This is a genomic window from Caulobacter hibisci, assembly GCF_016135805.1.
GTDB classification, from domain to species: Bacteria; Pseudomonadota; Alphaproteobacteria; order Caulobacterales; family Caulobacteraceae; genus Caulobacter; species Caulobacter hibisci.
In genome coordinates this window covers 30,957-46,488 of the sequence record NZ_JADWOX010000003.1, presented here as the reverse complement: position 1 = coordinate 46,488, position 15,532 = coordinate 30,957, and the positions used below count along the sequence as shown (strand labels likewise).

Below are 15,532 nucleotides of genomic sequence, written 5' to 3'. Positions count from 1 at the left end.
TATGAAGGGCATCGTTCTCGCCGGCGGGTCAGGCACGCGCCTGCACCCCCTGACCCGTGCGGTCTGCAAGCAGCTGCTTCCGATCTACGACAAGCCGATGATCTACTATCCGATCAGCACCCTGATGCTGGCCGGCATCCGTGAAATCCTGATCATCTCCACGCCCAAGGACACGCCGTTGTTCAAGGACATGCTGGGCGACGGCTCGGCCTGGGGCGTCAGGTTCGAATACGCCGTGCAGGACACCCCGCGCGGCCTGGCCGACGCCTTCATCGTGGGGCGGGACTTCATCGGCGACGACCACGTCGCGCTGATCCTGGGCGACAACCTTTATTTCGGTCACGGCCTGTCCGAGCAGCTGGTCAACGCCTCCAACTCGGGCGCCGGCGCCACCGTGTTCGCCTATCACGTCCATGACCCCGAGCGCTACGGCGTGGTCGATTTCGACGCCGACGGCCGCGCGATCTCGCTGGAGGAAAAGCCCGAGAACCCGCGTTCGAACTGGGCGGTCACCGGCCTCTACTTCTACGACAACCAGGTCGTCGAGATGGCCCGCGACCTGCCGCCCTCGCCGCGCGGCGAGATCGAGATCACCGATATTAACCGCCTCTACCTGGAGAAGGGCGAGTTGTCGGTGGCCAAGCTTGGCCGGGGCTACGCGTGGCTGGACACCGGAACCCACGACAGCCTGGTTGAAGCCACCGAGTTCATCCGCGCCATCGAAAAGCGCCAGGGCCAGAAGGTCGGCTGCCCCGAGGAGGTGGCCTTCACCAAGGCCTGGATCTCCCCTGAGCAACTGCGCGCGCTCGGCGAGGCGATGAGCAAGACCGAGTACGGCCGCTATCTGATCTCGCTGGCCGGCTGAGCCAGTCGCGACGCCGCCCAGTCGGCGGCGTCGCGCACCGCCTCGTCGGGGTCGGCGCGCAGCGGCTCGACCACGGCCGCCAGGCCCGCCTCGCCGCTGTTGCCGATGGCGTAGAGCACGTTGCGCACGAACCGATCGCGGCCGATGCGCTTGATCGGGCTCTTGGAAAAGAGAGCGCGGAAGGACGGATCGTCCAGCGCCGCCAGTTCCGCCAGGGGCGGGCTCTTCAGCGTCTCGCGAGCGTGGAACTTGGCCTCGGCCGACAGGCTGGCGAACTTGTTCCACGGGCAGGCGGCCAGGCAGTCGTCGCAGCCATAGATGCGGTTGCCCAGCATCGGCCTGAATTCATCGGGGATCGGCCCCGCCAGCTCGATGGTCAGGTAGGAGATGCAACGCCGCGCATCGAGCCGATGCGGGGCCGGGAAGGCGCCGGTCGGGCAGATGTCCAGGCAGGCCTGGCACGAGCCGCAGCGGTCGATCTCGGCGGCGTCGGGCGGCAGGTCCAGCGTGGTCAGCACGCTGCCCAGGAACAGCCACGAGCCGAACTGCCGCGAGACGAGGTTGGTGTGCTTGCCCTGCCAGCCCAGGCCGGCGCGCTGGGCCAGGGGCTTTTCCATCAGCGGGGCGGTGTCGACGAACACCTTGACCTCGTTGCCCCAGCGCCGGTGCATCCAGCCGGCCAGCAGCTTGAGCCGCTTCTTGACCACCTCGTGATAGTCGTCGCCCTGGGCGTAGACGCTGATGGCGGCGCGATCGGGGTGCTCCAGCTGGGTCAGCGGGTCGATGTCGGGGCCGTAGTTGACGCCCAGCACGACGGCGCTCTTCGCATCCGTCCACATGGCGGTGGGGTGGCTGCGCCGGTCGAGGGTGTCCTCCATCCAGCCCATGGCCCCGTGCAGGCCCTCGGCCACGAACTGGCGCAGCCAGTCGCCATTGGGCCAGGCGTCGGCGGCCGAGGCGAAGCCGCAGGCGTCGAAGCCCAGAGCCAGGGCCTCGCGGCGGATCTCGTCCTTGATCGTCTCGGGGGTCAGGTCAGAAGTCGAGGTCGTCATAATGCGCGGCCGGCGCGAGGCCGGGCCAGCGATCGGCCAGGATGGGCCTGAAGCACGGCCTCGATTTCAGCTTCATGTACCAGGTGCGCACCGCCGGGAAGTCCTTCCAGGGCACGTCGCCGAAATAGTCGATGACCGACAGGTGCGCGGCGCCGGCGAAATCGCCGAGACTCATGCGGCGGCCGGCCAGCCAGTCGCGCTGCTGCAGCAGGGTTTCCATGTAGCCCAGGTGCTCGCGCAGGGCGTCGCGGCCGCGGCGCAGCGACGACAGGTCCGGCGCGCCCATCCGCAGGAGCCGCTTCTCCATCTTCTCGTGCAGCAGGAAGCCGTTGACCTCGTTGTCGAACTTGCGGTCGAACCACTGCATCAGGCGGCGGGCCTCGGCGCGTTCGCCGGCCTCGCGGCCCAGCAGCGCCGGTTCGGGCTCCTGCTCCTCGATGTGCTCCAGGATCGCGCGGCTCTCGCAGACCACGGTGGTGCGCTGGTGACGCGTTTCCACCAGCACCGGCGTCAGGCCCGACGGGTTCAGCTTGCTGAACTCCGGCGGCGACTCCCAGTAGCGCACCTGCACCTCGGCGAACGGCAGCCGCTTTTCGCCCAGCGCGAGGCGAACCTGGCGCGACGCCGGGTCGAGGGGGAAGTGGTGAAGGGTGCGTTCGACGCTCATGCCCACATGCGTTCAGGCTGCATCGTCTGATCGATGCGCCGTTTTGCTTAACAAGATATTGCCAGGGCGGGACTATTCCCCGGAATGAGCGTTTTTGAGGCGGTTCGCCGAAACCTCCCCCTGTGGGGGAGGCGGCCGAAGGCCGGTGGGGGCTGTTCTCAGCTTCCACCGTGCTGGCCGGGCTAGCAGGCGCTCCCCCCCTCCGATCGCTGCGCGATCACCTCCCCCACAGGGGGAGGTTCCTCAAGGCGTATTCGCCCGCGCGATCAGGGCCGTCGTGCTCTGGCCCGCCTTGAGGTCGGCCAGCACCACGCGGCCGCCGTTGGCCAGCACCACGTCCGATCCGACCACGGTCTCGACCGTGTAGTCGGCGCCCTTGACCAGCACGTCGGGCTTGATGGCCTTGATCAGGTCCAGCGGCGTCTCCTCGTCGAACAGGGTGACCAGGTCGACGGCCGACAGCGAGGCCAGGACGGCGGCGCGGGCGTCTTCCTTCTGCACCGGACGGGTCGGACCCTTCAGGCGCTGGACCGAGGCGTCGGTGTTGAGGCCCAGCACCAGGCGGTCGCAGGCGGCCTTGGCTTGCGCCAGAAGCGAGACGTGGCCGGGGTGGAGCAGATCGAAGCAGCCATTGGTGAAGCCCACCTTCAGGCCCCGCGCCCGCCAGCCGGCGACGATCTCGAGCATCCGGTCGCGGGCGGCGATCTTCTCCTGGCCCGGATCGCCATGGGCGCCGGACAGCACGGCCTTCAGCTCGCCGGCCGTGACCACGTCGGTGCCCAGCTTGGCCACGACCAGGCCGGCGGCGGCGTTGGCCAGGTGGGCGGCGGCGGTCAGGTCGGCGCCGGAGGCCAGCGACAGGGCCAGGGTGGCGGCCACGGTGTCGCCGGCGCCCGAGACGTCGAACACTTCCAGGGCGCTGGCCGGCAGGTGCACGGGGGCGGCGCCGCGCTGCGACAGGGTCATGCCGGCCGAGCCCCGGGTGACCAGGGCGGCGGCGAGATTGGGAGCGGCGGTCAGGATCGCCTCACCGGCGGCCTCGGCGGCCTCGTCGTCGGCGCCGGTCACGCCCGTGGCCTCGGCGGCCTCGCGGCGGTTGGGCTTGATCACCGTCGCGCCGTCATAGCGGGCCAGATCCCGGCTCTTGGGGTCGACGATCACCGGCTTGCCGGCGGCGCGGGCGGCGGCGATGGCGGCCTTCAGAACCTCGGGGGTCAGCACGCCCTTGGCGTAGTCCGACAGCACCACGACGTCGGCGGAGGGCAGCGCCTTTTCGAAGGCGGCCAGGACCAGGGCGGCATCGGCGGGATGACGGTCCTCGCGGTCGGCGCGCAGCATCTGGTGCGAGGCGGCGACGTAGCGGGTCTTCTCGGTGGTGCGGCGGCTGGGATCGACGGCCAGGGCGCTGTCCAGGCCCGGCTCGCGCGCCACCAGGGCGGCCACGGCGCGGCCGGCGTCGTCGTCGCCGACCAGCCCGGCCAGCACGGCCTTGCCGCCTAGGGCGGCGACGTTGCGGGCGACGTTGCCGGCCCCGCCCAGCATGGTGGTCTCGCGCTCGATGGCGATCACCGCCACCGGGGCCTCGGGCGAGATGCGGTCCACCGCGCCATAGACGAACCGGTCGAGCATGACGTCGCCCAGCACCAGCACGGTCTTGCCGGCGAAGGCGTCGGGCAGGCGGGCCAGGGTGTCGTCCATGGAAGCGGGCTCGTCGGTAGGGAGAAGGCCGCTAATTGGGCGCATCGCGGCGGGAGGGCAAGAGGGCGCCAAGATCCTCCCCCTCTGGGGGAGGTGGCCCGAAGGGCCGGAGCGGGGACGTTTTCAGCTTTCGGAGCGTTGGTCGTCTTCGCAGCGACTTCCCCCTCCGTCGGCTTCGCCGACACCCCCCACAGGGGGAGGATCTAGTGGCGCGGATCGGGATGCAGCAGCACGTCGGCGCTGGGGAACGCGGCTTTCACCCGCTCCTCGGCGGCGGTCATCACCGCGTGGGCTTCGGCCAGGCTCTGGCCGGCGGCGAGGTCCATGTGGCCCTGGACGTGGATGTGCGGGCCGGCGGCGCGGGTGCGCAGCTGGTGCACGCCGCCGATGTGCGGATCGTCGGTCAGCAGGGCGAGGATCTGCTCGCGCTCCTCTACGGGCAGTTCGTGGTCCATCAGCTGGTCGGCCGACTGGCGGAACACGCCGACCGCGCCCCACAGCAGCCAGGCGGCGACGATCAGGCCGGCGACGGCGTCCACCCAGGTCCAGCCCAGCAGGGAAACGGCGGCCAGGCCGATCAGCGTCACGGCGTTGGAGGCCAGGTCCGCGGCGTAGTGGGCGTGGTCGCCGGCCACGGCCACCGAGCGGGTCTTGGCCATCACCGCGGCCTGGGCGCGGATCAGGGCCAGGGTCAGGCCGATCGAGACGACCATGACGCCGACTCCCCAAAGCCCGTGCTCGACCGGCTTGGGATGCAGCAGCCCGCCGATCGCCTCGCGCCCGATCAGGGCCGCCGAGGCGAAGACCAGACCGCCCTGGATCAGGCTGGAAAAGGCCTCGGCCTTGCCGTGGCCGAAGCGGTGCTCGGCGTCCGGCGGGACGGCGGCGTAGCGCACGGCGAAGAAGGTGATCAGCGAGGCCACCAGGTCGAGGCCCGAGTCCGCCAGCGAGGCCAGCATGGCCAGCGAGCCGCTGGCGGCCCACGCGCCGCCCTTGATGACGATCAGGATCGCCGCCGTCCCCACCGACAGGGCGGTCACCCGACGGGTCAGGGCGGCGAGATCGGCGGGAGAGGCGGCGGGCGCGGTCATGCCCCAAGCTGCAACACGACCGCGCCCGCGTGAAGCCCTACTGCTTGTAGCTCAGGCGGAAGTAGAAGTAGCGCCCCGGCGCGTCATAGGCGTTGGGGTCGTAGTTGTTGAGGCCGCAGCTGATGCAGCCCGGCGGGTCCTTGTCGAACAGGTTATTGACCCCGAAGGCCAGGGCGGTGGTGTCGCCCAGGAAGTCGGGCTTCCAGCGCAGCTGGGCGTCGATATAGGTCCGCGAGGCCAGCTTGTTGTCGGCCGCGGCGGTCTCCTTGACCGACGACAGGTAGCGGGCCGAGGCGCTGGCGCCCCAGGCCTTCCAGTCCCAGTCGACGGTGAGCGAGGTCTTGGTCTTGGGATAGGCCTGGTCGGGGCTGCCGCGCTCGGTGCCTTCGCGCGGGATCTCGGTGAAGCCCGTCGCGGTGGGTACGATCTCGGTATATTCGAGCAGGAAGGTCGAATAGGAGCGCAGCGACAGGCGCCCGAAGTCGTAGGTCGGCGAGGACCACAGCAGGTTCAGGTCGATGGCCCGGGTCTGGATGCCGCCGATGTTGATCAGCGGGTTGGTGATGGCCGCCACCTGGCCCGACGCGGTGCGGGTGATGGTCGAGCAGGCCAGGCTGTCGGCCAGCTCGGCGCAGCGGGCCAGCAGGCTTTCGCCGGAAAGCGCCTGGATCGCCGAGTCGAGCTCGATGTCGGAATAGGCCAGCTCGATCGAGCCGTTGCTGGCCCAGCTGGCGTCCTTCAGCGCCTTGGGCTCCCAGACGATGCTGAAATTGGTGCTTTCGCTGGTCTCGGGCTTGAGCGTGTCATTGCCGCTGGTGATCACCGACAGCTGCGGATTGAGCTGCACGTAGCTGCCGCTGGCCGGCACGCCGGCGGCGATACAGTTGGCGCGGACGGTGGCGCTGGCGGGGGTCCCGCCCGACAGGCCCAGCATGTCCGAGCAGGGGTCGACGATCTCCTGGTCGAAGCGCGAGGCGGCGCCGAACAACTCGCCGATCGAAGGGGCCCGGAAGCCCTGGCCCCACGAGGCGCGGACCAGCAGGTCCTCGGCGGGCCGCCAGTTGACGCCGGCCTTGTAGATCGAGTCCCGGCCCGAGGTGGAATAGTCGAACCAGCGGCCGGCGGCCGAGACCTCCAGCCGGTGGACCAGCGGCAGGTCGGCCAGCAGCGGGGCGCGCAGTTCGAGATAGGCCTCGTCGACCTTGATCTCGCCCTTGGCGGGTTGGGCAGGGATGTCGGCCGACAGGCCGGCGGCGACCACGGCGTCGGGCTGGAAATAGCCCTTGGTCTGGCGGTGCTCGTAGCCGGCGGCGAAGGCCAGCGGCCCGGCCGGCAGGGCGAACAGGTCGCCGGTCAGGTTGGCGGTGAAGTCGTGCAGTTCCTGCTGCGAGACGTCCTGCTGGGTGAAGCCGATGAAGCCCAGCATCGCCGGGGTGATCGAGCCGACCCCGCCGAAGATGTTCAGCGGCACGCACGAGCCGGTGCAGCCCGACAACGGGCCCAGCGCCTGCTGCACGCGGGCGGCGTTGACGTTGCCGGTGAAGCTCTGTTCGGCGTGGTTGCGCGAGGCCGTCGCGTTGACGTCCCAGTACCAGGTCTTGTCGGCCAGCTTCAGATCGCCCGACAGGCTGGCGTTGACGTTCCAGGTGTCGACCGTCTGGGCGTAGTGGCGCGGCCCGGCCTCGATCAGCCGGCGGCCGACGAAGGCGTAGGTGCCGGTGGTCAAGGTGAAGCCGAACGGGTTGTAGGGATTGGTGGCGTCGACCGAGACCGTGTCCAGCAGGTTGCCGTTGCCGGCGTCGGGGCCGACGAACAGCGGCAGGGGCGCGGCCTGGTTGGCCGACTTGCGCTGCACGTAGCTGCCGCGGACCTTCAGCTTGATGCTGTCGGTGAAGTCGTGGGTCACGGTTCCGAACAGGCTGACCCGCTCGGACGGGGTGACGATGTAGTTGTAGGGCTGGAAGTTGAAGCGGTCGGCGGTGGTGAAGTTCTTGAAGCTGCTCGACGCGCCGGTCGGGTCCAGCGGGTTGTAGGTCGGCCGCACGCCGGCGGCGAGGGCGGCCTTCAGCGTCACGTCGAGGTCGCGGCCGGTATTGGGATCGCTGACGATGAACCGGCCCAGCGGGGTGCCGGACGAACAGCCGCCGTCGAGGCACGAGGTCGAGAAGGGGCTGGGGAACAGCGAGATGTCGCGGTCGGCCGACAGGACGCTCTTCTGCTTGAAGTAGCCGCCGCCGACCACGATGCTGGTCTTGTCCTCGGTGGCCCCCCACGAGATGTTGTAGTCCTGGGCGAAGCCGTCGCCCTCGCCATAGCCGCCGACCTGGGCCGACAGCTCCAGCCCCTGCTGCCGGTCGCGGGTGATGATGTTGACCACCCCGGCGATGGCGTCCGAGCCGTAGATCGGCGAGGCGCCTTCCTGCAGGATCTCGACATTGCGGATCATGGCGCTGGGGATGGTGTTGAGGTCCACGACCCCCGGCACGCCCGAGGCCGCGGCCCCGCCGACCCAGCGCTGGCCGTCGACCAGCACCAGCGTCCGCCGCGAGCCCAGATAGCGCAGGTCGAGCTCGGCCGAGCCGGCCCCCACCCCGCCGCCGTCGGGCGGATTGCCGAAGTTGCCGGAGTTGTTGAACTTTGAATTGAGACCGCCGCCGGCCGAGGGCACGCGCTGCAGCACGTCGACGATCGAGGTCAGGCCGGTCTTGGCGATGTCGTCCTGGCCGATCTGGAAGACCGCCTGGCTCTTGTCGAGCGGGCTGACCCGGATGCGCGAGCCGGTGACGACCACGGCCTCAACGCTGTTGTCCTCGGGCGTCTGGGCCGCGGCCGCCATCGGGGCGGCCGCGACGGTCGTCAGAAATAGCGAGAGAAGTCCTTGGCCGATGCGGTTCATGCCGTGCCCTTCCAGCTGCGATATCCCCACGGTCAAGGTTGAGTCGTGGGTTCGCTCGCGCAGAAGGTGAATCGGCGGTCAAAAATGTGTCAAGTTCGCTGAACGGCGATATGTCGTTTCGCGGTGCTGTGTGTCTTTCGCAACAATCATGCGCACCTTGGCTGTGCAGTCAGGCCGCCGCCCTGGGGCGGGGTCCGACATAGACAGATTGGGGGCGGATCAACTTGCCGCCGGCCTGCTGCTCGCGGGCGTGGGCGATCCAGCCCACGGTGCGACCGGCGGCGAACACGCAGGTGAAGGCCTGCGGCGGGAAGCCCAGCGCCTCGAGCAGCAGCGCGGTATAGAACTCGACATTGGTCTCCAGCGGCCGGTCGGGCTTGCGCCGGCGCAGGATGTCGAGCGCCGCCCGTTCCACCGCCTCGGCCAGAGCCAGGCGGCCGGGCAGGGCGCCGGCGGTGCGCGACAGGCGGGCCAGCGCCGCCTTCAGGGCGTCGGCGCGCGGGTCGCGGACGCGGTAGATCCGATGGCCAAAGCCCATCAACCGCTCGCCGGCGTCCAGCGCCGCTTCCAGCCAGGGGACGGCGTTGTCGGCCGTTCCGATGGTGTCGAGCATGTCGATCACCGGCCCCGGCGCGCCGCCGTGCAGCGGGCCTTTCAGGGTCGAGAGCCCGGCCAGCACCGCCGAGCCCAGGCCCGCGCGGGTCGAGGCCGCCACCCGGGCGGCGAAGGTCGAGGCGTTGAGGCCGTGGTCGCAGACCGTGACCAGATAGGCGTCGAGCGCCCGGGCCTCGCCTTCGGTCGGCGCCGCGCCTCGGATCATCCGCAGGAAGTCCGCCGCGTGGGGCAGGGCGGGATCGGGCGCGACCGGCGCCTGCCCGTCCCGGCAGCGCAAGGTCGCGGCGGTGAACACGGCCGGGGCGGCGGCCAGCACCAGGGCGTCGTGCAGGGTCTCGCCGTCGGGCAGGCGGGCCAGCAGGGCGCGCATGGCGTCGTAGGGATCGCGGGCGGCCAGGGCCGTATCGAGGGCGACGACCTCAGCGAAGGCCCGCACGCGCGCCGCGCCCAGGGCCGGGGCCAGATCGGTCGGCAGGTCGTCGAAGAAGCCGTCGAACAGCAGGTGGGCGGCGTCCTCGAATCGGGCGCGGCCGGCTAGGTCCTCGACGGCCCAGCCGCGCAGGGTCAGGCGGCCGGCCTGGCCGTCGACGTCGGAAAGCACGGTGGCGGCGGCGATGACGCCTTCGAGGCCAGCGGAAACTTGGACCATGACTGAGGTCTCCTTTCGCCGCTGATGATCATCCAGGTCGCTTGATCGTCAATCTTGATCAATGTAATCAATATATATGGCGGACGATTGGCTCGATGCAGACCAGGCGATGGCGCGGCTCGGCGTGCGGGCCCAGACGCTCTACGCCTATGTCAGCCGGGGACGGATCGAGGCCCACGCCCATCCGAGCGACCCGCGCCGCAGCCTCTATCGCGCCTCCGACGTCGCGGCCCTGGCCAAGCGGAAGGCCCGAGGCCGGAAGGCCGCCGACGTCGCCGCCGAAGCCATCGCCTGGGGCGAGCCGGTGCTGGCCTCGGCCATCACCACCGTACGGGCGGGGCGCCTGTGGTATCGCGGCCGCGACGCCGCCGAACTGGCCAAAACCGAAAGCTTCGAGGCCGTCGGCCGGCTGTTGCGCGACGACGCGGCCGAGGCCGCCGTCTCGACCCATGCGCCAAGCCAGGCCCCCACCCTCCGCGCCCGCCTGTTCGCCGATCTGGCCGCCCGGGCCGGCGAGGACCGTCCGGCCCGGGGCCGCGCGCCGCTGATGCTGGCCCAGGAGGCGGCGGGCCTGCTCGACCTCGTCGCCGACGCCGTGGCCGGTGAGCGCGGCGACGGCCTGATCCACCAGCGACTGGCCGCCGCCTGGGGGCTCGACGCGGCCGGCGGCGATCTGGTGCGGCGCGCGCTGGTGCTGCTGGCCGACCACGAACTGAACGCCTCGACCTTCGCCGCCCGGGTGGCGGCCTCGACCGGCGCGTCGCTGGCGGCGTCGACCCTTGCTGGACTTTCGGCCCTGTCGGGGCCGCTGCACGGCGGCATGGCCGCCCGGGTCGAGGCCCTGGCGCGCGAGGCCAAGCGTGACGGCGCGGAACGGGCGGTCGCCGTCCGCCTCGACCAGGGCGCGCCCCTGCCGGGCTTCGGCCATCCGCTCTATCCTGACGGCGATCCCCGCGCGGCGGCGCTGCTGGCGGCCTTCGCTCCCGCGCCCGACATGGCGGCGCTTTATGAGGCGGTGGTCAGCGCGACCGGCCAGGCGCCCAACATCGATTTTGCCCTGGTCGCGCTGGCGCGGACCCTCGCCCTGCCCGACGACGCCCCCTTCGCCCTGTTCGCCGTCGGCCGCACCGCTGGGTGGCTGGCCCACGCCCTGGAGCAGTCGAAGACGGGCCGGCTGATCCGGCCGAGGGCGCGATACGTGGGTGACGCTTTCCCTCCCCCTTGATGGGGGAGGGGCAGGGGTGGGGGTGGTTGCTGAGGAAGATGACGGGCGTCAGCGTTCGTCGGCCGGCGCTGTTGTCACCCCCATCCCCGGCCCTTCCCCCATCAAGGGGGAAGGGAGCATTGGCAAAAACAACAAAGGGGAACGCTCGGGCCGGAGCGTTCCCCTCGTCGTGCGGCGGGCTGGGAGGCGCGCCGCCCGCCGTCGCCTCGGAAGAAGGCGACGGATCTCGTGGGCTGGGGAGCGGGCCTTAGGCCCGCTCGTGCACCGCCTGCTCGGCCGCCAGCGGCTGGGGCAGGCGGTTGATCATTTCCTTCGGGCAGACCTGCCAGAAGAGGTCGCGGACACGGTCCCAGTCGCGCAGCAGGCTCTCGGCGAAGGCCGAGTCCGTCTCGCGGGCGTGCTCGGCGATCAGCGAGCGCAGCACGCCTTCCCAATAGGGCGAGGCCAGACGCTGCACGACGATGCTGTCGGGGTTGATGTTGGCCTGGAAGCGGTCGTGCTGGTCGAACACGAAGGCCATGCCGCCGGTCATGCCGGCCCCGAAGTTGCCGCCCGTCGGACCCAGGATCACCACCTGGCCGCCGGTCATGTATTCGCAGCCGTTGGCGCCGCAGCCCTCGACCACGGTGGTGGCGCCCGAGTTGCGGACGGCGAAGCGCTCGCCGGCCTGGCCGGCCGCGAACAGCCGGCCGGCGGTGGCCCCGAACAGCACGGTGTTGCCGATCAGGGTGTTGGTCTCCGGCGCCGCCAGGCCGCGCGGCGGCTTGATGACGATCGTCGCGCCCGACAGGCCCTTGCCGACATAGTCGTTGGCCTCGCCGGTCAGCTCGATGCGCAGACCCTGCACCGCGAAGGCGCCCAGGCTCTGGCCGGCCGAGCCCTTGAGCTGGACGGTCAGGTGGCCGGCGGGCAGGCCCTTCATGCCGAACTTGCGGACGATGTGGCTCGAGGTGCGGGTGCCGATGGTGCGCGCGGTGCTGCGGACCGTATAGGTCAGCTGCATCTTTTCGCCGCGCTCCAGCAGGGGGGCGGCGTCGCGGACGATCTGGGCGTCCAGGGTGTCGGGCACGGCGTTGCGGCCGCCCTCGACGGTGCAATAGGGCTTGTTGTTCCCCGGATCGGCGCGAACCAGCAGGGGGTTCAGGTCGAGGTCGTCGAGGTGCTCGCCGCCGCGGCTGACCTGGGCCAGCAGGTCGGTGCGGCCGACGATTTCCCGCAGGCTCTTGAAGCCCAGGCCGGCCAGGATCTCGCGCACTTCTTCCGCCACGAAGGTGAAGAGGTTGACGACCTTGTCCGGCGTGCCGGTGAACTTGGCGCGCAGGGCCTCGTCCTGGGTGCAGACGCCCACGGGACAGGTGTTGGAGTGGCACTGGCGCACCATGATGCAGCCCATCGCCACCAGCGAGGCGGTGCCGATGCCGAACTCCTCGGCGCCCATCATCGCGGCGATGACGACGTCGCGGCCGGTGCGCATGCCGCCGTCGGCCCGCAGGACGACGGAGTGGCGCAGGTTGTTCAGCGTCAGCACCTGATTGGCTTCCGACAGGCCCATCTCCCACGGACCGCCGGCGTACTTCACCGAGGTCTGGGGCGAGGCGCCGGTGCCGCCGACGCCGCCGGCGACCAGGATCACGTCCGCCTTCGCTTTCGCAACGCCGGCGGCGATGGCGCCGATGCCGGTGGCCGCGACCAGCTTCACCGTCACCCGGGCTATCGGGTTGATCTGCTTCAGGTCGTAGATGAGCTGGGCCAGGTCCTCGATCGAATAGATGTCGTGGTGCGGCGGCGGGCTGATCAGCATGACTCCAGGGGTGGAGTGACGCAGGCGTGCGATCATCTCGGTCACCTTGAAGCCGGGCAGCTGCCCGCCTTCACCCGGCTTGGCGCCCTGGGCGACCTTGATCTCCAGCTCGACGCACTGGTTCAGATATTCGGCGGTGACGCCGAACCGGCCCGAGGCGACCTGCTTGATGGCGCTGTTGGGGTTGTCGCCGTTGGGCAGGGGCTTGTAACGGGCCGAATCCTCGCCGCCCTCGCCCGAGACCGACTTGGCCCCGATGCGGTTCATGGCGATGTTCAGCGCGCCGTGGGCCTCGGGGCTCAGGGCGCCCAGGCTCATGCCCGGGGTGACGAAGCGCTTGCGGATCTCGTTGACGCTCTCGACGTCGTCGGTGGCGATCGGGTTGCGGTCCGAGCGCCAGTCGAGCAGGTCACGCAGCTGGATCGGCTTCTGGGTGCGCAGGCCCGAGGACCAGCGGCGATAGAGCTCGTAGTCGCCGGTCTCGCAGGCCGTCTGCAGGGTGTGCATCAGGCGCGCTTCGAAAGCGTGGGCCTCGCCAGAGCGGCGCGACTTGTAGAGGCCGCCGACCGGCAGGGTGATCGCCGCCGTCTCCCAGGCCTTGCGGTGCAGCTCGACCGACTTGGTCTCGATGCCGCCCAGGCCGATGCCCGAGATCCGCGAGGGCATGCCGGGGAAGAACTCGGCGGCCAGGGCGCGCGACAGGCCGACGGCTTCGAAGTTGTAGCCGCCGCGGTACGAGCTGATGACGCTGATGCCCATCTTGGAGATGATCTTCAGCAGGCCGCCCTCGATGGACGTCTTGAAGTTGATGCAGACGTCGCGCAGCGACTTGTCGCCGAGCAGGCCGCGCTCCAGGCGGTCCTGGAAGCTTTCCTGGGCGAGGTAAGCGTTGACCGCCGTGGCGCCGACGCCGACCAGCACCGCGAAATAGTGGGTGTCGAGGCACTCGGCCGAGCGGACGACCAGCGAGACGTAGCTGCGCAGGCCCTTGGCCACGAGATGGGCGTGCACCCCGCCGGTGGCCAGGATCATCGGCAGGCCGACGCGGCCGGCGTCGCTGGCCTCGTCGGTCAGGACGATGGCGCCGCAGCCGCGCAGCACGGCGTCCTCGGCCTCGGCCCGGATGCGGTCGAGGTTGGCGCGCAGGGCGTCGCCGGCGCGGGCTTCTTGCGCCGGCAGCGGCATGGTGCAGTCGATGACCGCGACGTTCTTCTCACCCAGCAGCTCGTGGATGCGGATGTACATGCCGGTGGTGAGCACGGGGCTCTCCAGCACGTAGACGTCCGCCTGGGCCGCGTCCTGGGCCAGGATGTTGCCGAGGTTCTTGAAGCGGGTCTTCAGGCTCATGACGCCGGTCTCCCGCAGGGGGTCGATCGGCGGGTTGGTCACCTGGCTGAAGTTCTGGCGGAAGTAGTGGCTCAGCGGCCGGTACTTCTCCGACAGCACCGCGAGCGGGGTGTCGTCGCCCATCGAGCCGACGGCTTCCTTGCCGTCCTCGACCATGGGGGCGAGGATCATCTCCAGGTCTTCCAGGCTGAAGCCGGCGGCGGCCTGGCGACGGGTCAGCTCCTCGCGGCCGAACTTGCGCGGCTCGGGACCGGGCGCGATCTCCTTTTCGAGATCGACCATGTTGCCCAGCCACTCGGTGTAGGGGTGGCGGCCGGCTAGTTCGTCGACGATCTCGTCCTCGCCGTAGAGCTTGCCCTCGCCCAGGTCGATGGCGATCATCCGGCCGGGCGAGATGGCCAGCTTGCGGGTGATGCGCGACTCCTCGACGCCGCACATGCCGGCTTCCGAGCCCATGATCACCAGGCCGTCGTCGGTATAGGCCACGCGCAGCGGGCGCAGGCCCGAGCGGTCCTTGCCGGCCACGACCCAGCGGCCGTCGGTGGCGCACAGGGCGGCCGGGCCGTCCCAGGGCTCCATCACGGCGTTGCAGTAGGAATAGAGCGCCTTGTGCTCGTCGCTCTGGTTGGGGTTGCTGGCTTCCGGCACCAGCAGGGCCTTGGCCATCGGCGCGTCGCGGCCGGCGCGGACCAGCACCTCGAAGGTGTTGTCCAGGCTGGCCGAGTCCGAACCGCCCGGCTGGATCACCGGTTTGACGTCGTCCCCGAACTCACCGAAGGCGTCGGCCGCCATCTTGATCTCGTGGGACTTCATCCAGTTGATGTTGCCCTTGATCGTGTTGATCTCGCCGTTGTGGGCGAGCATCCGGAAGGGCTGGGCCAGGCGCCACTGCGGGAAGGTGTTGGTCGAGTAGCGCTGGTGGAAGATCGCCACGGCGGCGGCGAAGCGCTCGTCCTTAAGGTCCGGATAGAACTCGTCTATCGACTCGGCCAGGAACATGCCCTTGTAGATCAGCGAGCGGGCCGAGAACGAGCAGATGTAGAAGTCGGTGATGTTCTGGGCGTGGACGCGCTTTTCGATGCGCTTGCGGCACAGGAACAGGGCGCGCTCCAGCGCCTCGCCTTCGAGGCCGGCCGGCGGGGCCAGCATGATCTGCTCGATTTCCGGGCGGGTGGCGTTGGCCTTCTCGCCGATCACGGCGGTGTTCACCGGCACCTGGCGCCAGCCGTAGATGTAGAAGCCGAAACGCAGGGCTTCGGCCTCGACGATCGTGCGGCAGGCTTCCTGGGCGCCGAGATCCGTGCGCGGCAGGAACACTTGGCCGACGCCGATCGGGCCCGGACGCAGGGCGTGGCCGGTGCGGCGCACCTGGTCGATGAAGAAGTCCTGCGGGACCGAGACCAGCACGCCGGCGCCGTCGCCGGTCTTGCCGTCGGCGTCCACCGCCCCGCGGTGCCACAGGGCCTTGAGGGCCTTGATCGCCAGCTCGACGACTTCGCGGCGCGGCTTGCCGTCGATGGCGCAGACCAGGCCGACGCCGCAGGCGTCACGCTCGGTGGTCGGGTCATAGGCGTGGCCGTCGATGAGGGCCTGGCGGTTCTTCAGATAGAGGTCGATCTGGCTCAT

Annotated in this window: 9 protein-coding genes; 2 read left to right on the top strand and 7 right to left on the bottom strand. The window is 70.2% G+C overall.

Going from position 1 to position 15,532, the window contains the following annotated elements; genetic code table 11:
• Position 1 precedes the first annotated feature (1 nt).
• Positions 2–865 (top strand): glucose-1-phosphate thymidylyltransferase RfbA, encoded by an 864-nt coding sequence (rfbA, locus tag I4Q42_RS06300; protein ID WP_198575215.1) that lies wholly within the window; start codon positions 2–4, stop codon positions 863–865.
• Here rfbA and queG read toward each other — a convergent pair.
• The 6 genes from queG to I4Q42_RS06270 all read right to left on the bottom strand — a co-directional run bounded on the left by queG (position 841) and on the right by I4Q42_RS06270 (position 9,533).
• Positions 841–1,917: a tRNA epoxyqueuosine(34) reductase QueG gene (gene queG, locus I4Q42_RS06295; RefSeq protein WP_198575214.1), complete on the bottom strand. Its 1,077-nt coding sequence runs from the start codon at positions 1,915–1,917 to the stop codon at positions 841–843. The genes rfbA and queG overlap by 25 nt on opposite strands.
• A complete protein-coding gene (gene fzlA / locus I4Q42_RS06290; RefSeq protein WP_198575213.1) occupies positions 1,898–2,584 on the bottom strand; it encodes an FtsZ-binding protein FzlA in 687 nt (228 codons plus the stop codon). Before fzlA ends, queG begins: the two co-directional genes overlap by 20 nt.
• A gap of 243 nt (positions 2,585–2,827) precedes the next feature.
• The gene (rfaE1, locus tag I4Q42_RS06285; protein WP_198575212.1) at positions 2,828–4,282 is read right to left on the bottom strand and encodes a D-glycero-beta-D-manno-heptose-7-phosphate kinase; all 1,455 of its coding nucleotides are present in this window, start codon (positions 4,280–4,282) and stop codon (positions 2,828–2,830) included.
• A gap of 203 nt (positions 4,283–4,485) precedes the next feature.
• On the bottom strand, positions 4,486–5,373 hold the full coding sequence (locus I4Q42_RS06280; protein ID WP_198575211.1) for a cation diffusion facilitator family transporter: 888 nt from the start codon (positions 5,371–5,373) through the stop codon (positions 4,486–4,488).
• 37 nt (positions 5,374–5,410) lie between these two features.
• Complete coding sequence (locus I4Q42_RS06275; protein WP_232792923.1) at positions 5,411–8,269, bottom strand: TonB-dependent receptor domain-containing protein; 2,859 nt, start codon at positions 8,267–8,269, stop codon at positions 5,411–5,413.
• A 169-nt stretch (positions 8,270–8,438) separates the two neighbouring features.
• The gene (locus tag I4Q42_RS06270) at positions 8,439–9,533 is read right to left on the bottom strand and encodes a citrate synthase/methylcitrate synthase (protein WP_198575210.1); all 1,095 of its coding nucleotides are present in this window, start codon (positions 9,531–9,533) and stop codon (positions 8,439–8,441) included.
• A 76-nt stretch (positions 9,534–9,609) separates the two neighbouring features.
• Here I4Q42_RS06270 and I4Q42_RS06265 point away from each other — a divergent pair, with 76 nt between their 5' ends.
• A complete protein-coding gene (locus tag I4Q42_RS06265; RefSeq protein ID WP_198575209.1) occupies positions 9,610–10,758 on the top strand; it encodes a citrate/2-methylcitrate synthase in 1,149 nt (382 codons plus the stop codon).
• A 247-nt stretch (positions 10,759–11,005) separates the two neighbouring features.
• On the opposite strand, the gene gltB is transcribed toward I4Q42_RS06265, so the two are convergent.
• Complete coding sequence (gltB, locus tag I4Q42_RS06260; RefSeq protein WP_198575208.1) at positions 11,006–15,532, bottom strand: glutamate synthase large subunit; 4,527 nt, start codon at positions 15,530–15,532, stop codon at positions 11,006–11,008.

Coding starts and splice junctions, on each gene's coding strand:
- rfbA (WP_198575215.1), top strand. CDS start 2: ATGAAGGGCATCGTTCTCGCCGGCGGGTCAGGCACGCGCCTGCACCCC.
- queG (WP_198575214.1), bottom strand. CDS start 1,917: ATGACGACCTCGACTTCTGACCTGACCCCCGAGACGATCAAGGACGAG.
- fzlA (WP_198575213.1), bottom strand. CDS start 2,584: ATGAGCGTCGAACGCACCCTTCACCACTTCCCCCTCGACCCGGCGTCG.
- rfaE1 (WP_198575212.1), bottom strand. CDS start 4,282: ATGGACGACACCCTGGCCCGCCTGCCCGACGCCTTCGCCGGCAAGACC.
- I4Q42_RS06280 (WP_198575211.1), bottom strand. CDS start 5,373: ATGACCGCGCCCGCCGCCTCTCCCGCCGATCTCGCCGCCCTGACCCGT.
- I4Q42_RS06275 (WP_232792923.1), bottom strand. CDS start 8,269: ATGAACCGCATCGGCCAAGGACTTCTCTCGCTATTTCTGACGACCGTC.
- I4Q42_RS06270 (WP_198575210.1), bottom strand. CDS start 9,533: ATGGTCCAAGTTTCCGCTGGCCTCGAAGGCGTCATCGCCGCCGCCACC.
- I4Q42_RS06265 (WP_198575209.1), top strand. CDS start 9,610: ATGGCGGACGATTGGCTCGATGCAGACCAGGCGATGGCGCGGCTCGGC.
- gltB (WP_198575208.1), bottom strand. CDS start 15,532: ATGAGCCAGATCGACCTCTATCTGAAGAACCGCCAGGCCCTCATCGAC.